An 18,486-nucleotide genomic window follows, 5' to 3' on the forward strand; every position below is an offset into this window, starting at 1 on the left:
CGTGGTGATGCGGCGGGCGAAGCGGTGGGCCTTGAGGATGTTCATGGTGGACTTGTTGATCAGGCTGCGCCCGTGGATGCTCGTGACCACGTTGTTCTCGCGGTACAGGCGCCCGATGAGCGGGATCATCGCCTCGGCCAGCGCCTCACGTTCCAGCCACGTCTCATGCGACCCGGCATCAGTCCCGGTATCGGCTCCGGCGTGGTTCTCGGTCCTGTCGTACGGCAAGGCGGCGTCCTTTCGGGCACCGGGGCACCCCGGTGCGGACTCATCCAGCCGGGCGGCGACGCAGGGGTAGCGCCAGGCAACAGCGACTGGTCGTGTCCCTTCATTAGACCGTCCCGCACTGCCCTGCACCAACTTCATGCTGAGTACGGCGGAATATGGAGCACGCGGCCCCGGTTGCACCGGAGAGACGACCCACCCACCACAAGGAGCACTGCATGAGCGAGTCCACCACCGTCGAGAAGGCCGATTTCTGGTTCGACCCCCTGTGCCCCTTCGCGTGGATCACCTCGCGCTGGATGGGGGAGGTGGAGCAGGTCCGCGACATCTCGGTGGACTGGCACGTCATGAGCCTGTCCGTCCTCAACGAGGGCCGCGATCTGCCGGAGGACTACCAGGCCCTCATGGAGAAGGGCTGGGGGCCGGTCCGCGTCATCATCGCCGCGGCCGAGCAGCACGGCGACGAGTACGTCAAGAAGCTGTACGACGCCATGGGCACGCGCATCCACATCGGTCAGAACAAGGACTTCGACGCGGTGATCCGCGAATCGCTCGACGAGGTGGGCCTGTCAACCGAGCTGGCCCGGTACGCGCACTCGGACGAGTACGACACGCAGCTGCGTGCCTCCCACAAGGACGGCATCGACCGCGTCGGGGACGAGGTGGGGACGCCCGTCGTCGCCTTCAACGGCACGGCCTTCTTCGGGCCCGTCCTCACGAGGATCCCGCGCGGCGAGGATGCCGGCCGGATCTTCGACGGCGCCGTGCTGATGTCCGGCTTCCCGGAGTTCTTCGAGCTCAAGCGCTCCAGGACGTCCCGGCCCACGTTCGACTAGATCTGCCGGAACGTGAGCAGGGGACCCACCATCCGGTGGGTCCCCTGCTCGTGGTCGGGCCGGGGAGCTACTCCGCGGGCTGCGGCACCAGCTCGACGTCGGAGACGGTCAGGACACCCTCGCCCTCCGCGAACCGGAGGTCCTTCGCGTTGCCCGCGGCCAGCAGGTCCGCCATGCCGGCCCTGACCTGCTCCACCTGGGCGGCAGGGGCGGTCACGACGGCCGTCTCCACCTCGGTGCGCTGCTTGACCTTGGCCTCGGACTTCGCCTTCCGGATGCCGCCGAGGGCCAGGGCCACCGAGGTCAGCACGCCGGCGTCGGACGAGTCGGGCAGCGCCGAGAGCGCGTCGGCACCCGGCCACGCAGCCTGGTGCACCGAGCCCTCCCGCCACCAGCTCCAGACCTCCTCGGTCGCGAACGGCAGGAACGGTGCGAAGAGGCGCAGCAGCGCGTCCAGCGTCGTCGCCAGCGTGATCTGGACCGACTGCGTCGCCGCATCCCCGGCGTCTCCGTACGCGCGATCCTTGACCAGTTCCACGTAGTCGTCCGTGAAGGTCCAGAAGAAGGACTCCGTGAGCTGGAGCGCCCGGGCGTAGTCGTACTTCTCGAACGCGGCCGACGCCTGCTCCGTCACGGTGCGCAGCTGCGCCAGCAGGGACAGGTCCAGCGCCTCCGTGACCCGTCCGAGCATGCCCTCCCCGACGGATCCCTCGGTGACACCGAGGTTCAGCACGAACTTCGAGGCGTTGAGCAGCTTGATCGCGAGCCGGCGCCCGATCTTCATCTGGTTCACCTCGTACGCGGTGTCCGCGCCGAGCTTCGCCGAGGCCGCCCAGTAGCGGACGGCGTCGGCGCCGAACTGCTCCAGCACGTCCGTGGGAACCACCACGTTGCCCTTGGACTTCGACATCTTCTTCCGGTCGGGGTCCAGGATCCAGCCGGAGAGGGCCGCGTGCTTCCACGGCACGGAGTCCTGCAGCGCGTCTGCGCGGACCGCGGTGGAGAACAGCCAGGTCCGGATGATGTCGTGCCCCTGGGGGCGCAGGTCGAACGGGAACACCTTCCCGAACAGGTCCTCGTCCCGCGCCCAGCCGCCGACGATCTGAGGGGTCAGGGACGACGTCGCCCACGTGTCGAGGACGTCGCTGTCGCCGATGAAGCCGCCGGGCCGGTTCCGGGCGGATTCCTCGAAGCCCGGGGCCGGATCGGCGGCGGGATCGACGGGCAGGGACTCGAGCGCGGGGAGGACGGGATCCTCGTACTCCGGCTCGCCGTCGGCATCGAGGCGGTACCACACAGGCACGGGCACGCCGAAGAACCGCTGGCGGGAGACGAGCCAGTCACCGTTCAGGCCCTCGATCCAGTTCTCGTACCGCGAGCGCATGAAGGCCGGGTGGAAGTCGATCTCCCGGCCGCGCTGGATCAGGGCCTCACGCTTGCCGGCGTCACGTCCGCCGTTGCGGATGTACCACTGGCGGCTGGTCACCACTTCGAGGGGCTTGTCGCCCTTCTCGTAGAAGTTGACCGGGTGCGTGATCTTCGTCGGTTCGCCGTCGAGGTCCCCGCTGTCGCGGAGCAGGGCGACGACGGCCTCCTTGGCGCTGAAGATCGTCTTGCCGGCGAGCTGCGCGTAGTTCCCGCGGGCGCGCTCGGTGGCGATCCACTCGGGTGTCTCGGAGCGGATGCGTCCGTCCCTGCCGACGACGGCGCGCGTGGGCAGTTGCAGCTCACGCCACCAGGTGACGTCGGTGAGGTCGCCGAAGGTGCAGATCATGGCGATACCGCTGCCCTTGTCGGGCTTGGCGAGCGGATGCGCCTTGATCTCCACCTCGACGTCGAACAGGGGGGAGGTGACCGTGGTCCCGAACAGCGGCCTGTACCGCTCGTCATCGGGGTGCGCGACGAGCGCGACGCAGGCGGGCAGCAGTTCGGGGCGGGTCGTCTCGATGTGGATCGGTGTGCCGTCGGGCGCGTGGAAGGCGATCCGGTGGTAGGCGCCGGGCTGCTCCCGGTCCTCGAGCTCGGCCTGGGCCACGGCGGTGCGGAACGTGACGTCCCACAGGGTCGGTGCCTCGGCGAGGTAGGCGTCCCCGGCCTTCAGGTTCTCGAGGAAGGCGCGCTGTGAGACGGCACGGGACGTGTCGTCGATGGTCCGGTAGGTGAGGTCCCAGTCGACCGACAGCCCGAGGGTGCTGAACAGGTTCTCGAAGACCTTCTCGTCCTCGACGGCCAGCTCCTCGCAGAGCTCGATGAAGTTCCGGCGCGAGACGGCATCGAAGTCGCGCTGGTTCCTGGCCGGTTCGGCCGGCGGCCGGTAATCGGCGTCGTAGGCCACCGAGGGGTCGCAGCGGACGCCGTAGTAGTTCTGGACGCGGCGCTCCGTCGGCAGGCCGTTGTCGTCCCACCCCATCGGGTAGAAGACGTTCGCGCCGTTCATCCGCTTGAAGCGGGCCATCACGTCGGTCTGCGTGTAGGAGAACATGTGCCCCACGTGCAGGGAGCCCGACGCCGTGGGCGGGGGAGTGTCGATCGAGTAGACCTGCTCGCGCGTGGTGTCGCGCCGGAAGGTGTACGTGCCGTCCTCGCGCCACTGCCGGGACAGCCTCTCTTCGAGGCCCTCGAGGGCGGGCTTGTCGGGAACGGAAACGGGCTGGGGGGAGGGCGTGTCTGTGCCCTGGGTGGTGTCGGCCATCCCTCCATTGTTCCCTACGTTGCATCCCGCACTCTCCGCGGGTCGAGGTCACGACACCCCCGGCCGCCTCAGGGCTCGGAGATGAGCGTGGCGCTCGGCCGCTCGAGCGATGGGGCCAGGGCCCTGATGACGATCGCGGCGCCGATCAGCGTGGTCCCCATCGGGATCAGCGCCCAGCGGACGAGCGTCATGACGATGTCCACGAGCCCGACGCCGATGGCTGCCGACGGCCCTGCTGATGCGGCGAGCAGACCGATCAGGTGCGGGAGCAGCACGAGGACGAAACCGCCCGCGATGACCAGCGTGATACCCCAATGGACACATCGTCGCGCTGTTGATTCCATGGTTCCCCCCGATGACGGACGACTGCGTGTCCGTGCAGTGTAATCGCGGCCGGGCGCCCACCGACGATTCCCGCGCCGCCGCTCGGGTTCCGGCCCCTCCTGGTCGCTGCTGCGTCAGGGTCGACAGCCGGCCCGGACGCCCGCGGCCCATGATCGCAGCCCCCTCGCTACAGTGGCTCCATGACCCCGACACCGCCCGCCACGCTCGGCGCCCCCGTGAATCCCGCCCCTCCTGCCCTGCGTGCGATCGTCACCGGGGCCAGCTCCGGGATCGGCGCAGCGACAGTACGCGCCCTGCGCCGCGATGGGTGGGACGTCGTCGCCGCGGCCCGTCGCCTGGACCGCCTCACGGCGCTCGCGGACGAGACGGGCGCGACGCCGGTGGCCCTGGATGTCACCGACCAGGCGTCGGTGGACGCCTTCGCCGCCGAGGTCACGGCGGCAGGCCCGGTCCACGCCCTCGTCAACAACGCCGGCGGTGCCTTCGGCGCGGACCGCGTGGCGGACGCGGTCACGGCGGACTGGGAGTGGATGTACAACGTGAACGTGCTCGGCTCGATGCGCATGACGCGAGCCCTGCTGCCCGCACTGCGCGACGGCGGCCAGGGCAGTGTGCTGTTCCTGACCTCCACCGCCGCGCTCGCGGCCTACGAGGGCGGGGCCGGGTACTGCGGGGTGAAGGCGGCGCAGGAGTCGATGGCACGCTCGCTCCGGCTCGAGGAGGCCGAGAACAACATCCGGGTGATCGAGGTGTCCCCGGGCATGGTGCATACGGAGGAGTTCTCGCTCAACCGCCTCGGCGGGGACCAGGGGGCGGCCGACAGGATCTACGAGGGCGTCGGACACCCGCTGACCGCCGACGACGTCGCCGGCGCCGTGGCCTTCACCCTCAATGCGCCGCACCACCTGAACATCGACCAGCTCGTGCTGCGCCCGCTCGCGCAGGCCGCGAACCACAAGGTCCTGCGCGGCTGACACCCCGCTCCGGTACGAGGGCGAAGCCTCAGACCCGGGCCGTCACGCCGAGCCGCACGGAATAGTTGTCCATGGTGCCGGGCAGCGGATTGCCCGGATCGAGCGCCTGGCCCTCCTCGATGCGGAGGTCGTGCCCGTCGACCAGCGAGGCCAGGGCGGCGCTGGTCAGGAGCAGCACCAGCTGCTTCCCGGGGCAGACCACCGGTCCGCCGCTGAAGGGCACGAGCGGCCAGCCGTCGTCCTCGTCCGTCAGCCAGCGCTCCGGGGCGAAGTTGTGGGCGCTGCGCAGCGAGCGCTCGTCGCGGTGGAAGTACGGCGCGTAGATCAGGATCCCGCAGTCGGCCGGCATGAGTCCCTGCGCCCACTGGACGGGCTGCGTGGTCTGGCGGAGGATCATCGGGGTGGTCGGCCACAGGCGCAGCGCCTCGAGGACGCTCGCGCGCAGGTAGGGGAGGTGGCGCCGCCCCGAGGTGTCGGCGTCGATCTCGCGCCGCGCCGCCGCCATGGCCTCGGGGTGGGTCGCGAAGACGGTCAGGGCGCGGAAGACCGCCATCCCGGCGGGGTCGAAGGCGAACAGCCACTGCGGCACCTGGTGCGCGGGCTCGGCGTCGTCGCCCTTGGGGGCCGCCGCCATCACGGAGGCGAGGCTCCCCGGCTCGGCGTTCGCGAGTTCGTCGCTGATGCCCTTCAGGAACCGGGCCCGCGTCTTCCTCCGTACGGGCTTGAGGAAGGACCAGTTCCCGTCCTTGCGCAGCCGGATGATCATGGCCGTGAGGTTCTTGTCATCGCGGGCGTGGTCGCCGAAGACCACCCGCCGGACCACGCGGTACCAGGCGTCGAGGAAGTCGCCCCACGGGAGGGACCCGGTGCGCATCGCCTCGTCCAGCAGCCCCTGCATCTCCTCCTCGACAACGGGGACGAACGTGGCCGCCAGGTGGTGCACGGGGTGGTCCGTGTCGAGCACCTGCTCCTGGAGCGCGCGGCGCACCGTGCGGACGGGGCCCCGCGAGATCAGGGAGTTGTAGGGCTGGAAATGCGAGAGCGCGGCCTTCTTCTCGCTGCTGGCGGGGGAGAACGGCTCGGGCGAGCGCGCCAGCACGGTGTTCGCGTCCCCGGGGGCGAGCACCATCGCCTGCTTGCGCACCGGCAGTTTCAGCATCAGGGGGCCGTCGGGGTACCGGGCGTGTACCTTCTTGACGATGCCCACGGCCCTCGTGTCCAGGTCCAGGCGCGCGGTCAGGCCCACCGCCCACGGCCGTCGGATGATGGGTCCCTTGGCGACGGTGGGCAGGAAGACGCCCATCAGCAGCCGCGCGGTGTCGAGCGCGGACGCGGTGGGGAGGCCGGTGGTGGGCATGCGGTATCCATCCTGTTGCGGTCGGGGACCCCTCCAGCCTGCCAAGCCCACGCCGCGACCACAACGCATTTCCGTACCGGTCACGGGCCCGGGTTCTGTGCAGCGGCGCTTTCGACAACGAATTGACCGCGGCGCTAGACTTGGCGTACAGGCTTCGACCCGGCGATCACCGGTGAGCCTCCGGAAGAAAGGCCGGCCTTCGCGGCGGCCCGTAGAACCGGACGGGACGGCCCGTCACAGCCGGGAAACGAGCGGCGGCCCCGCCCGCAGTGCCCGCGAGACGCGGCACGGCGGACGACGGCGGCAAGTGAGGTGGTACCGCGGGTCCAGTCCCCGGCAACCGGTCAGGCAACCGGTGGCAGGCGGAACGGATGCCCGTCCTCACGGCAGGATTCCTGCTCCACCCGACGCCGCCGTACACAGGATGAGAACCATGCCGCAGATCTACCCCAAAGCAGTGTCGCCCGACGAGGCCGGTACCCCGGCCACGGGGACCAGTGCCTCCCCGCGCTTCCCCGAACTCGAGGAGCGCGTCCTGCGCTACTGGCAGCAGGACGGCACCTTCCAGGCGTCCATCGACGCCCGTGAGGCCGGAGCGGACGGCTCCAACGAGTTCGTGTTCTACGACGGTCCGCCGTTCGCCAACGGGCTGCCCCACTACGGGCACCTGCTCACCGGGTACGCCAAGGATCTCGTGGGGCGCTACCAGACGCAGCGCGGCCACCGGGTGGAGCGGCGCTTCGGCTGGGACACGCACGGGCTGCCCGCGGAGCTCGAGGCGATGAAGCAGCTCGGCATGACCGACAAGCAGCAGATCCTCGCCATGGGCATCGACAAGTTCAACGACGCCTCCCGCGCCTCCGTCATGAAGTACGCGGGGGAGTGGCGCGACTACGTCACCCGCCAGGCACGCTGGGTGGACTTCGACAACGACTACAAGACCCTCAACCCCGAGTACATGGAGTCCGTGCTCTGGGCCTTCAAGACCCTGCACGAGAAGGGCCTCACCTACAGCGGCTACCGCGTACTCCCGTACTGCTGGAACGACGAGACGCCGCTGTCCAACCACGAGCTGCGCATGGACGAGGACGTCTACCAGGACCGCCAGGACCAGACCGTCACGGTGACCTTCCCGATCCTCGCCGGCACCACGGGGCTGTCGAAGGAGCTCGCCGGCGTGCAGGCCCTCGCCTGGACGACCACGCCCTGGACCCTGCCCACCAACGCGGCGCTCGCGGTGGGGCCGGACATCACGTACGTGGTGGTGGAGGGCGAGCGCGAGGGCGAGTCCGGGCGCTATCTCCTCGCGGAGGACCTGCTCGGCAACTACGCCAAGGACCTCGGCTTCGCCGACGCCGCAGCCGCCCGCGACGCCGTCACCTCCCGGCATCGCGGCTCCGAGCTGGAGGGCCTCACCTACGAGCCCCTGTGGGACTACCTCGCCGATCCCGAGGAGGGCGGGTACCGCAACGGGTTCCGGATCCTCGTGGCCGACTACGTCACGACGACGGACGGTACCGGGCTCGTGCACCAGGCACCGGCCTACGGCGAGGAGGACCAGAAGGTCTGCGAGGACGCCGGCATCCAGGTGATCCTCTCCGTCGACGAGGGCGCGAAGTTCCTGCCCCTGTTCGGTGCAGGGCCGCTCGCGGAGATCGTGGGCCTGCAGGTCTTCGACGCGAACCGGCACATCACCCGTGCGCTGAAGTCGGCGGGGCGCCTCGTGCGCCAGGCCAGCTACGTGCACAGCTACCCGCACTGCTGGCGGTGCCGCAACCCCCTCATCTACCGCGCCGTCTCCTCCTGGTACGTGGAGGTCACCAAGATCCGCGACCGCATGGTCGAGCTGAACCAGGACATCACCTGGATTCCCGGCAACGTCAAGGGCGGCCAGTTCGGCAAATGGCTCTCCAACGCACGTGACTGGTCCATCAGCCGCAACCGCTTCTGGGGCAGCCCCATCCCCGTGTGGGAGTCGGACGACCCCGAGTACCCGCGCACCGACGTGTACGGGTCGCTGGCCGACCTGCAGGCCGACTTCGGACGCCTGCCCCTGAACAAGCAGGGCGAGGTGGACCTCCACCGGCCCTTCATCGACGAGCTGACACGCCCCAACCCGGACGACCCGACCGGGCGCTCCACCATGCGGCGGGTCGAGGACGTCCTCGACGTCTGGTTCGACTCCGGGTCGATGCCCTACGGCCAGGTGCACTACCCGTTCGAGAACGGGCAGTGGTTCGACACGCACAACCCGGCCGACTTCATCGTCGAGTACATCGGGCAGACCCGCGGCTGGTTCTACATGCTGCACATCCTGTCCACGGCCCTGTTCGACAGGCCCGCGTTCCGCAACGTCATCAGCCACGGGATCGTGCTCGGCTCCGACGGGCAGAAGATGTCCAAGAGCCTGCGCAACTACCCGGACGTCTCCGAGGTGTTCGACCGCGACGGCTCCGACGCGATGCGCTGGTTCCTCATGGCCTCCCCGATCCTCCGGGGCGGGAACCTCGTGGTGACCGAGCAGGGCATCCGGGACGGTGTCCGCCAGGTGATCCTGCCGCTGTGGAACGTCTGGCACTTCTTCAGCCTGTACACCAATGCGGCGAACGGCGGCGAGGGCTACGAGGCGAAGGCCGTCACCCCGGAGGCGGCCGGGCAGCTGGCGGAGCCGATCGACCGCTACATCCTCGCGAACACCGGCAACCTGGTCCGGGATCTCACGGAGGCCCTGGACGCGTTCACCATCAGCGACGCGTGCGAGTCCCTGCGCCGCTACCTGGACACCCTGACGAACTGGTACGTCCGGCGCAGCCGTCAGCGGTTCTTCGACGAGGACACCGACGCGTTCGACGTGCTCTACACCTGCCTCGAGGCGGTGTGCCGGGTCGCGGCCCCGCTGCTGCCCCTCGTCACCGAGGAGATCTGGCGCGGCCTCACCGGGGGCCGCTCCGTCCACCTCACCGACTGGCCCGACACGGCGTCGTTCCCGGCCGCCCCCGAGCTGGTGGAGCAGATGGACCGCACCCGGCAGATCTGCTCCGTGGGCTCCAGCCTGCGCAAGGCGGCGAACCTCCGGGTGCGCCTGCCACTGCGCGAGCTGACCGTCGTCGCCCCCGGCGTCCAGGGCCTGTCCGGCCAGTTCCAGGCGATCATCGCCGACGAGCTGAACCTCAAGGGCGTCCGCCTCATCGATTCCGCCGACGCCGAGCCGGCCGAGTTCGGCATCACGCAGCGCCTCGTCGTGAATGCCCGCGCGGCCGGTCCGCGCCTCGGCAAGAACGTGCAGGGCGCCATCAAGGCCGCGAAGTCCGGGGACTGGTCCGTGGACGACGACGGCGGCGTCACCGCGGGCGGCCTCGCCCTCGAGCCGCACGAGTACACCCTGGACACCGTGGTGGAGGGCAACGACGCCGCGTCGAAGGCCGTCACCGTGCTGCCGGGCGGCGGGTTCCTCGTCCTCGACACGGAGGTCACCGCCGAACTCGCGGCCGAGGGCACCGCACGGGATGCCATCCGCGCCGTCCAGCAGGCGCGCCGGGATGCCGGCCTCGAGATCAGCGACCGCATCGTCACCACCATCCGTGTCGCCCCCGACCAGGTCGCCGCGCTCGAGGCGAACGCCGACCTGATCGGCGCGGAGACCCTGACCGTGGAGCTGCGCATCACCGCGGGCGAGGATGCGGACAGCGACTTCACCATCACCGTCGGAAAGCAGGAGCAGCAGCATGGATGAGATCAACGGCACCGGGGAAGCAGCAGCCGGTTCCGGGCTCGATGCCTTCTCGGTCGAGAGCGTGTATGCCGAGCTCCTCAGCCGCGCCCCGGAGAACAGGATGGAGCCGCGTATGGCCCCCCTGCACCGGGCCATGGAGATCCTCGGGGAACCGAACCGGGCGTTCCCGATCATCCACATCACCGGCACCAACGGCAAGACGTCCACGGCCCGGATGATCGAGAGCATCCTGCTGGCGCACGACCTGCGCACGGGCCGGTTCACGAGCCCGCACCTCTCGCGGGTGACCGAGCGGATCAGCATCGACGGCGAGCCCGTCGCGGACGAGACCTTCGTCCGCGTCTGGGACGAGATCAAGCCCTACCTCGACATCGTCGACGGCGAGCTCCTCGTCGCCGGTGAACCGCGCCTGACCTACTTCGAGTGCGTCACGATCCTCGCGTTCGCGATCTTCGCGGACGAGCCGATCGACGTCGGCGTGATCGAGGTGGGACTCGGGGGCGTCACCGACGCCACGAACGTCGGTGACGGACAGGTGGCGGTCGTCACGCCCATCTCCCTCGACCACACCGAGCTCCTCGGTGACACCGAGGAGGACATCGCCCTGGAGAAGGCCGGCATCATCAAGCCCGGCGCCTTCCTCGTCAGTGCCATCCAGCCCCGCGACGCCGCGCAGGTGCTCCTGGAGCGGGCCCGCGAGGTCGGTGCGGAGTTCCGTTTCGAGGGCGTCGAGTTCGGGGTGGAGTCCCGCACGGTCGCCGTCGGCGGTCAGGTGGTGTCCATCACCGGCCTCGCGGGCCGCTACGGGGAGCTGCTGGTGCCCCTGCACGGGGAGCATCAGGCGGAGAACGCGGCCGTGGCCGTCGCCGCCGTCGAGGCGTTCCTCGGCGCGGGAGAGCGGGAACTGCAGACGGACCTCGTGCGCAACGGCCTGCGGGCCGTGACGTCCCCGGGCCGCCTCGAGGTGGTGCGCACCGCACCGAGCATCATCGTGGACGCCGCCCACAATCCGGCGGGCGCCCGCGCGGCCGCGAAGGGCGTCAGCGAGGCCTTCGACTTCAGCCGACTCGTGCTGGTGATCGGGGTCCTCGAGGACAAGGACGCCGCCGGGATCCTCGCCGAGCTCCACGAGGAGCTCGGCGGCATCCTGGAGGACGTCTGCCTGACCCAGTCCACCTCGCCCCGCTCCGTCCCCGCAGCCGACCTCCTGCAGGCCGCCCTTTCGGCGGGGTTCGCGGAGGAGAACATCAACATCGCCCCCGGCCTGGACGACGCCCTCGAGTGGGCCGTGATGAAGGCCGAGGAGAACAACGACCTCGCGGGAGGCGTCCTCGTGACCGGCTCCATCACCGTGGTCGGGGAAGCCCGCACGCTCCTAGGGAAGTAGGCAGAGCATGGCACGCATGACCAGGGCGCAGCGCGAGTGGCGGCCCGGGATGCCGAAGAAGCGCCGGTCCACGAAGATCCTGTTCGCCTCGACGGTCCTCGTGCTCGAGGGCTTCGTGGTCCTGTTCGCGACCCTCGCCGTCTTCGGGCTGCGCCGCGACGAGATCTCGCCCGCCGTCATCCTGACCTCCGGACTGATCCTCAGCGTCGTCCTCATCCTCACCTGCGCCGTCCTGACGAAGCGGTGGGGGATCGCGCTGGGGTGGATCCTGCAGCTCGTGATCATCGCGGGCGGGTTCCTCGAGCCGGCGATGTTCCTCGTCGGGGCCGTCTTCGCCGTGACGTGGCTCTACGGCCTCCGCCAGGGCGCCCGGGTGGACCGCGAGAACGTGGAGCGGGACCGTCTGCAGGCGGAATGGGAGAAGGCGAACCCCGAGTAGCTGCGCCTTTAGTAGAGTCGGACGTGATATCCATCCTTCGCGCCGTCCCGGACGGCGCCCACCCCAGGAGTACATCATGAGCGTCGAGCGCACCCTTGTCCTCGTCAAGCCCGACGGCGTGGCCCGCGGCCTGACCGGCACCATCCTGTCCCGCATCGAGGCGAAGGGTTACACCATCGCCGAACTCAAGCAGGTCCACGCGAGCCGGGAGCTGCTCGAGGAGCACTACTCTGAGCACGTCGGCAAGCCCTTCTTCGAGCCGCTCGTCGAGTTCATGCTCAGCGGGCCGATCGTCGCCGCGGTCTTCGAGGGCCAGCGCGTCATCGAGGGCTTCCGCTCGCTCGCGGGCGCCACGGAGCCGACGACGGCGGCGCCGGGCACCATCCGCGGCGACTTCGGCCGTGACTGGGGTGTCAAGGTCCAGCAGAACCTCGTGCACGGATCGGATTCCGCGGAGTCCGCCGAGCGCGAGATCGGTATCTGGTTCGCCTGATCCCAGCGGGGCACGGATGCTCCGGGTCGTGTGCCCGGGGCAACCGCCTTGGTAGGTTAGGGCGATGATGACCTACCAAAGACTGGGTTCCTCCGGGCTCAGCGTCTCCACCGTCGGGCTCGGCTGCAACAACCTGGGCAGGGCCGGCACCACCTCCGAATCCCAGGAGGGCACCGACGCCGTGGTGCATGCCGCGCTCGACGCCGGCATCACCCTCTTCGACGTCGCCGACATGTACGGCAAGGCACCCGGTGTCAGCGAGGTCCAGTTGGGCAAGGCGCTCGGCAGCCGTCGCGACGACGTGGTCCTCGCGACGAAGTTCGGTCTCGACATGAGCGGCGTCAACGGTCCCGACTGGGGCGCGCGGGGTTCCCGCCGCTACATCGTCCGCGCCGCCGAGGCGTCGCTGCGGCGGCTGGGGACGGACTGGATCGACCTCTACCAGTACCACGCACCGGACGCCCTGACGCCCATCGAGGAGACACTCGCGGCCCTGGACGACCTCGTGACGAGTGGCAAGGTCCGCTACCTCGGGCACTCCAACTTCGCCGGCTGGCAGATCGCGGAGGCCGAATTCACCGCGCGGAGCGCCGGCTACACGCCGTTCATCTCCGCCCAGAACCCCTACAGCCTGCTGGACCGGCACCTGGAGCGCGAGGTGGTCCCCGCGGTCGAGGCCTACGGGATCGGCGTCCTGCCGTACTTCCCGCTCGCCAACGGCCTCCTCACCGGCAAGTACCGCCGCGACGAGGTCCCCGCCGGCAGCCGTTTGACCCATTCGCGGAAGAACGTGCTGGAGACCGCGGACTGGGACCAGCTCGAGGCGTTCTCCGCATTCGCCCGTGAGCGGGACCTGACCGAGGTGCAGGTGGCGTTCTCCTGGCTCGCGGCCCAGCCCTCGGTCGGCTCCGTGATCGCCGGTGCCACCTCACCGGAGCAGGTGCGCCAGAATGCGCAGGCCGCCGCGTGGACGCCGTCGCACGAGGACCTCGCGGAACTCGACCGGATCTTCCCCCGGCCTGCTGCCTGAATCCGGACGCCGCACGGGAAAGGCCCCGACCGATCGGTCGGGGCCTTTCCCGTGCCGTGCGGTGCGCTGGATCAGCCCCGGTGGAACGTCTTCCCGAGGACACGCTCGGACGCCCCGACGCGGTCGAGGTAGGGCGTGATGCCGCCGAGGTGCATGGGCCAACCCGCCCCCATGATCATGCACAGGTCGATGTCCTCGGGAGCCGCGACGACCCCCTCGTCCAGCATGCGCCCGATCTCGTCCGCGAGGGCGTCCTGCGTGCGGCGCAGCACCTCGTCGGCGGTCGACGGCGTGCTCCCACGCTCCATCAGCGCGAGGGTCTGCTCGGGGACGGTCTCCGTGCCGTCGTCCTGCTTCTCCCATAGGCTCTTGACGCCGGCGTCGATCAGCTTCTGCTGGTTCGCCGAGACGTGGAAGCGGTTCCCGAACGCGGTGTGCAGCGACTCCTGCACGTGCTGGCCGACGGGCAGGCCCACCAGGGCGAGGAGCCTGAAGGGCGTCATGGGCAGTCCCATGGGCCGCAGCGCGTTGTCGGCGGTCGCGGCGTCCGTGCCCTCGTCGAACACGGCCGTGATCTCACCGAACATGCGGCCGAGGATGCGGTTCACCACGAAGGCGGGAGCGTCCTGCACCAGGACGGCATTCTTCTTCAGGCCCTTCGCGAGGACGAAGGCCGTGGCGAGCACGGTGTCGTCCGTCGTGGGCGCGCGGACCACCTCGAGCAACGGCATGGCGGCCACGGGGTTGAAGAAGTGGAAGCCGACCACGCGCTCAGGGTGCACCAGGTCCGCGGCCATCTGGGCCACGGACAGCGAGGACGTGTTCGTCGCGAGGACGCATTCGGGCGACACGACGGCCTCGACCTCCGCGAAGACCTGCTTCTTGACCGACAACTCCTCGAAGACGGCTTCGATCACGAAATCGGCGTCGGCGAACACATCCTTGGAGACGGACCCGGTGACGAGCGCCTTGGTCCGGTTCGCGGCGTCCTGCGACAGGCGCTTCCTGCCCAGCATCTTGTCGATCTCGGCGTGCACGTACGCGACGCCCTTGTCCACGCGAGCCTGGTCGATATCCGTCATGACCACCGGCACCTTGAGCTGGCGGGCGAACAGCAGGGCGAGCTGGCTCGCCATGAGCCCGGCGCCCACCACGCCGATCTTCGAGACCGGGCGGGCGAGCTTCCGGTCGGGGGCCCCCGCCGGACGCTTGCCGCGCTTCTGCACGAGGTCGAGGAAGGCGTACACGGTGGCGTGGAACTCGGGTGTCTGCATCAGTTCGGCCAGGGCCGCGCACTCGGCAGCGGCGGATTCCTCCTGCGTCCAGGTCAGGCCCGCCTCGAGGAGGTCCAGGACCCGCGAGGGTGCGGGAGCGGCGTTGCCGGTCTTCGCCTCGACGAAGGCGCGTCCGGCGGCGACGGCGCCGGTCCATGCGGCGTCGTCGTAGTGTGCGAGTTCACTGCGCCGCCGTGCGACGACGTCGGCCTCGCCGTCCCTGAGCACGCGGGCGGCCCAGAGGAGGGACTGCTCCACGAAGTCGGCGGGCTCGAACAGTGCGTCGGCGATGCCCAGCTGGTGGGCGGAGCTGCCGTCCAGGCTGCGGTTGTTGCTGAGGGGGTTCTCGATCATGACCTTGACGGCGTTCGCGGGCCCGATCAGGCGCGGGAGGCGGTAGACGCCGCCCCAGCCCGGCACGAGGCCGATGAAGGCTTCGGGCAGTCCGATGCCGTTGGCGCCCGAGGACACGGTGCGGTAGTTGGCCGCGAGGGCGATCTCGAGTCCGCCGCCGAGCGCGACGCCGTTGATGAAGGCGAAGCTCGGTACGCCCATGTCGGCGAGGAGGTCGTACGCCTCGTGCCCGAGTTCGGCCATGAGGCGTCCGAGGTGCTCTGACTTCACGCTCTTGACCGTGCTGAGGTCCGCGCCGGCCACGAGGAAGTAGGGCTTGCCGGTCACGGCGACGGCGGCGATCTCGCCGCGCGCGGCGCGGTCCTTCAGACCCTCGAGGGTGCGGCCGAACTCGATCAGGGTGTTCGGTCCCAGGGTGGTGGGCTTGGCGTGGTCGAGGTCGTTGTCGAGCGTCACGAGCGCGAGGACGTCGCCGCCAGGGAGCGGGATGTCCTGGACGTAGGAGTGGGTGACGATCTCGGTGGGAACCAGTGCGGCCAGTTCGTCGTAGCGTTCGAAGCTCATGCTGCATCCTGTCCGTAGTTCGCGTGGTGGGGGTTCTCCCAGATGACGGTGGCACCCATCCCGAGCCCGATGCACATGGTGGTCATGCCGTAGCGGACGGCGGGGTCCTCCTCGAACTGGCGGGCGAGCTGGTTCATGAGCCGCACGCCCGAGGAGGCGAGCGGGTGCCCGACGGCGATGGCACCGCCGTAGCGGTTGACCCGGGGATCCTCGTCGTCGATCCCGAAGTGGTCGAGGAAGCTCAGCACCTGGACGGCGAAGGCCTCGTTGATCTCGAAGAGTCCGATGTCCCCGATGTCCAGGCCCGCCTGCCGCAGGGCCTTCTCCGTGGCCGGTACCGGACCGATGCCCATGACCTCGGGCTCCACGCCGGCGAAGGCGTAGGCGACCAGGCGCATGCGTACGGGCAGTCCGAGCTCGGCGGCGGCGTCGGCCGAGGCGAGCAGGGCCGCTGTCGCGCCGTCGTTGAGGCCGGCGGCGTTGCCGGCGGTGACCCGGCCGTGGGCGCGGAAGGGTGTGCGCAGGCTTCCGAGGTCCTCGACGGTGGTGCCGGGACGGGGCGGTTCATCGACGGTGTTCAGGGTCCAGCCGGCACCCGGCTTCCTGCCGGCGACGGGCACGAGGTCGGGCTGGATGCGTCCGGCCTCGTAGGCCGCGGCGAGCTTCTGCTGGCTGCGGACGGCGTAGGCGTCCGTGCGGTCCTTGGTGATCGCAGGGAAGCGGTCGTGCAGGTTCTCGGCGGTGTTGCCCATGTTCAGGGCGGCCGGGTCCACGATGCGCTCCGACTGGAAGCGGGGGTTGGGGTCCGCGTCGGCTCCCATGGGGTGGTTCCCCATGTGCTCCACCCCGCCGGCGATGACGACGTCGTACGCGCCGAAGGCGATGCCCGACGCCGTGGTGGTCACCGCGGTCATCGCGCCCGCGCACATGCGGTCGATCGCGAAGCCGGGGACGGTCCGGGGGAGCCCGGCGAGGAGGGCGGTGGTCCGGCCGATAGTGAGTCCCTGGTCGCCCGTCTGCGTGGTCGCGGCGATGGCGACGTCGTCGACGCGCTCGGGCGGCAGCGAGGGGTTCCGGCGCAACAGGTCGCGGATGCACTTCACCACGAGGTCGTCGGCCCGCATACCGGCGTAGATGCCCTTGTCACCCGCCTTGCCGAAGGGGGTACGTACTCCGTCGACGAAGACGACGTCGCGGACGGCGCGCGAGGCACTCCGCGTCGACGTGGTCCCGGTTTGTAGGCTCACCTGTTGCTCCTCTTCGAGATGTTGATCCGCGATTATGTTACTGGTCGGTAACATAGCGTGCAAGCGGTCGGTCCGAGGAGAGGTCGGGTCAGCCGGCGGACGCTTCCTGGTCGGCCTGCCGGCCCTTGGCAGCGAGGGGATCCGGGTCGAGGAAGGCCACCGTGATGATGGCCGCGACCTGCTCGATCTGCCACGGACGCGCGCCGAGCTCGGCCAGGGCCGCAGAGACGGACTCGAGCGAGAGGTCGGCGGGAGGCCGCCACGCGATGCGGCGCAGGTAGTCCGGGGTCAGCAGGTTCTCGACCGGCATGCCGAGCGTCTCGGCGCGGTGGGCCACCCTGGGACGCGCGGTCTGCAGGCGCGCGGCGGCCTCGGGGTCCTTTTCGGGCCAGACCCGCGGAGGTGGCGGGGCGTTCGTGGAGATGTGCAGCGGCGGGAGGTCGGTCACCTTCTTGGCCTCGCTGATGCACTTGAGCCAGCGCGGGGCCTCCTTCTGGGCCGCGCGGCCATGGAAGCCCTTCGTCGCCAGCAGCTGCGGGACCGTGGCAGGCATCGCCTTGGCGGCCGCGATGATGGCCGAGTCCGGGATGAGGCGCCCCGGCGCCACGTCGCGGCGCTGCGCGAGGTCCTCGCGCTCGGACCAGAGCTGCCGGACGGCCGCGAGCTGCCGCCGGTCCCGCAGCTGGTGCAGGCCGGAGGTGCGGCGCCACGGGTCGACGCGCGGCTCGGCCGGCGGGGTCCGGCGGATGTGTTCGAACTCCTCCTCGGCGATCGCGAGCTTCCCGTCCTGCTGCAGCAGGTCGGCCAGTTTGTCCCGCAGCTCGGTCAGGACCTCGACGTCGAGCGCGGCATAGCGGAGCCATGGCTCGGGGAGCGGGCGCTTGGACCAGTCCGCGGCCGAGTGCTCCTTGGCGAGGCTGAAGCCGAGCTGCGACTCGATCACGGCGGCGAGGCCCACGCGGGGCAGTCCCGCGAGGCGTGCGGCCAATTCCGTGTCGAAGAGCCGGTCCGGCCACATGCCCAGTTCCGCCAGGCAGGGCAGGTCCTGGCTCGCGGCATGCAGGATCCACTCGACGCCGTCGAGGGCGTCGTCGATGCTGCGCAGGTCGTCGAACGGCTCGGGGTCGATGAGCCAGGTACCGGCGCCCTCACGGCGGATCTGCACGAGGAACGCGCGCTGACCGTAGCGGAAGCCGGAGGCCCGTTCGGCGTCGACTCCTGCGGGCCCGGTTCCGGCGGCGAGTGCGGCCGCGGCCCGCTCGAGCCCGGCCGGGGTGTCGATGACGAAGGGGACGCCGTCGCGCGGCTCGGTCAGGAGGGGGAGGTCCTGGGGTCCGGGATCGACGGCGACGTCGGCTGCATCGGTGCTGTCCGTCTGCTCGGACGTGGAGGAAGTCATGATGGTTCCAGTTTAGCCCCGCGGGTCCCGGCACTCCGAAGCGGTTGGTGGGCGGCCGTCGTCCCTGGTCGACGGGTGCCGGCCGGCGTGTCGAGGTGCACTCCGGCGTTCCGGGGCGGAGCTGCGACCTCAGGGGG

Annotated in this window: 13 protein-coding genes and 1 pseudogene; 7 read left to right on the forward strand and 7 right to left on the reverse strand. The window is 70.2% G+C overall.

Translation table 11 applies throughout. The features are described from left to right. A pseudogene (locus tag CI785_RS00130) lies at positions 1-156 on the reverse strand (glyceraldehyde-3-phosphate dehydrogenase); the annotation flags it as partial. A 287-nt stretch (positions 157-443) separates the two neighbouring features. On the opposite strand from CI785_RS00130, the gene CI785_RS00135 reads away from it, so the two are divergent. Next, a complete protein-coding gene (locus tag CI785_RS00135; RefSeq protein ID WP_105030090.1) occupies positions 444-1,061 on the forward strand; it encodes a mycothiol-dependent nitroreductase Rv2466c family protein in 618 nt (205 codons plus the stop codon). 67 nt (positions 1,062-1,128) lie between these two features. Here CI785_RS00135 and valS read toward each other — a convergent pair whose 3' ends face one another. Both valS and CI785_RS00145 read right to left on the reverse strand, forming a co-directional pair. Next, positions 1,129-3,753, reverse strand: a complete 2,625-nt coding sequence (valS, locus tag CI785_RS00140) for a valine--tRNA ligase (RefSeq protein ID WP_105030091.1) — start codon at positions 3,751-3,753, stop codon at positions 1,129-1,131. 68 nt (positions 3,754-3,821) lie between these two features. Beyond that, positions 3,822-4,097, reverse strand: a complete 276-nt coding sequence (locus CI785_RS00145) for a hypothetical protein (protein ID WP_105030092.1) — start codon at positions 4,095-4,097, stop codon at positions 3,822-3,824. A gap of 180 nt (positions 4,098-4,277) precedes the next feature. On the opposite strand from CI785_RS00145, the gene CI785_RS00150 reads away from it, so the two are divergent. Further along, positions 4,278-5,072 carry an SDR family oxidoreductase gene (locus CI785_RS00150; RefSeq protein WP_105030093.1) on the forward strand — a complete coding sequence of 265 codons (795 nt, stop codon included), beginning with the start codon at positions 4,278-4,280 and terminating at the stop codon, positions 5,070-5,072. Between the two features lie 28 nt (positions 5,073-5,100). Here the strand turns inward: CI785_RS00150 and CI785_RS00155 are convergent, their stop codons facing one another. Then, positions 5,101-6,429 carry a cytochrome P450 gene (locus CI785_RS00155; RefSeq protein WP_105030094.1) on the reverse strand — a complete coding sequence of 443 codons (1,329 nt, stop codon included), beginning with the start codon at positions 6,427-6,429 and terminating at the stop codon, positions 5,101-5,103. A 433-nt stretch (positions 6,430-6,862) separates the two neighbouring features. Here CI785_RS00155 and ileS point away from each other — a divergent pair, with 433 nt between their 5' ends. The 5 genes from ileS to CI785_RS00180 all read left to right on the forward strand — a co-directional run bounded on the left by ileS (position 6,863) and on the right by CI785_RS00180 (position 13,511). Beyond that, positions 6,863-10,162 (forward strand): isoleucine--tRNA ligase, encoded by a 3,300-nt coding sequence (gene ileS, locus CI785_RS00160; RefSeq protein WP_240614908.1) that lies wholly within the window; start codon positions 6,863-6,865, stop codon positions 10,160-10,162. Then, positions 10,155-11,549 (forward strand): bifunctional folylpolyglutamate synthase/dihydrofolate synthase, encoded by a 1,395-nt coding sequence (locus CI785_RS00165; RefSeq protein ID WP_105030096.1) that lies wholly within the window; start codon positions 10,155-10,157, stop codon positions 11,547-11,549. Before ileS ends, CI785_RS00165 begins: the two co-directional genes overlap by 8 nt. 7 nt (positions 11,550-11,556) lie before the next feature. Then, the gene (locus CI785_RS00170; RefSeq protein ID WP_105030097.1) at positions 11,557-11,988 is read left to right on the forward strand and encodes a DUF4233 domain-containing protein; all 432 of its coding nucleotides are present in this window, start codon (positions 11,557-11,559) and stop codon (positions 11,986-11,988) included. Positions 11,989-12,064: 76 nt separating this feature from the next. Next, positions 12,065-12,481, forward strand: a complete 417-nt coding sequence (gene ndk / locus CI785_RS00175) for a nucleoside-diphosphate kinase (RefSeq protein ID WP_105030098.1) — start codon at positions 12,065-12,067, stop codon at positions 12,479-12,481. 64 nt (positions 12,482-12,545) lie between these two features. Then, on the forward strand, positions 12,546-13,511 hold the full coding sequence (locus CI785_RS00180; RefSeq protein WP_105030099.1) for an aldo/keto reductase: 966 nt from the start codon (positions 12,546-12,548) through the stop codon (positions 13,509-13,511). Positions 13,512-13,582: 71 nt separating this feature from the next. Here CI785_RS00180 and CI785_RS00185 read toward each other — a convergent pair whose 3' ends face one another. The 3 genes from CI785_RS00185 to CI785_RS00195 form a co-directional block, all read right to left on the reverse strand. Beyond that, positions 13,583-15,703 (reverse strand): 3-hydroxyacyl-CoA dehydrogenase NAD-binding domain-containing protein, encoded by a 2,121-nt coding sequence (locus CI785_RS00185; RefSeq protein WP_105030100.1) that lies wholly within the window; start codon positions 15,701-15,703, stop codon positions 13,583-13,585. Further along, positions 15,700-16,950: a thiolase family protein gene (locus CI785_RS00190; protein ID WP_105030101.1), complete on the reverse strand. Its 1,251-nt coding sequence runs from the start codon at positions 16,948-16,950 to the stop codon at positions 15,700-15,702. Before CI785_RS00190 ends, CI785_RS00185 begins: the two co-directional genes overlap by 4 nt. A gap of 88 nt (positions 16,951-17,038) precedes the next feature. Then, positions 17,039-18,349, reverse strand: coding sequence for an HRDC domain-containing protein (locus tag CI785_RS00195; RefSeq protein ID WP_105030102.1), 1,311 nt, complete (start codon positions 18,347-18,349; stop codon positions 17,039-17,041). Positions 18,350-18,486 lie beyond the last annotated feature (137 nt).

This window comes from Arthrobacter ruber, from assembly GCF_002954225.1.
GTDB classification, from domain to species: Bacteria; Actinomycetota; Actinomycetes; order Actinomycetales; family Micrococcaceae; genus Arthrobacter_D; species Arthrobacter_D ruber.

Coding starts and splice junctions, on each gene's coding strand:
- CI785_RS00165 (WP_105030096.1), top strand. CDS start 10,155: ATGGATGAGATCAACGGCACCGGGGAAGCAGCAGCCGGTTCCGGGCTC.
- ileS (WP_240614908.1), top strand. CDS start 6,863: ATGCCGCAGATCTACCCCAAAGCAGTGTCGCCCGACGAGGCCGGTACC.
- CI785_RS00180 (WP_105030099.1), top strand. CDS start 12,546: ATGATGACCTACCAAAGACTGGGTTCCTCCGGGCTCAGCGTCTCCACC.
- CI785_RS00170 (WP_105030097.1), top strand. CDS start 11,557: ATGGCACGCATGACCAGGGCGCAGCGCGAGTGGCGGCCCGGGATGCCG.
- ndk (WP_105030098.1), top strand. CDS start 12,065: ATGAGCGTCGAGCGCACCCTTGTCCTCGTCAAGCCCGACGGCGTGGCC.
- CI785_RS00195 (WP_105030102.1), bottom strand. CDS start 18,349: ATGACTTCCTCCACGTCCGAGCAGACGGACAGCACCGATGCAGCCGAC.
- CI785_RS00145 (WP_105030092.1), bottom strand. CDS start 4,097: ATGGAATCAACAGCGCGACGATGTGTCCATTGGGGTATCACGCTGGTC.
- CI785_RS00135 (WP_105030090.1), top strand. CDS start 444: ATGAGCGAGTCCACCACCGTCGAGAAGGCCGATTTCTGGTTCGACCCC.
- CI785_RS00150 (WP_105030093.1), top strand. CDS start 4,278: ATGACCCCGACACCGCCCGCCACGCTCGGCGCCCCCGTGAATCCCGCC.
- valS (WP_105030091.1), bottom strand. CDS start 3,753: ATGGCCGACACCACCCAGGGCACAGACACGCCCTCCCCCCAGCCCGTT.
- CI785_RS00155 (WP_105030094.1), bottom strand. CDS start 6,429: ATGCCCACCACCGGCCTCCCCACCGCGTCCGCGCTCGACACCGCGCGG.
- CI785_RS00185 (WP_105030100.1), bottom strand. CDS start 15,703: ATGAGCTTCGAACGCTACGACGAACTGGCCGCACTGGTTCCCACCGAG.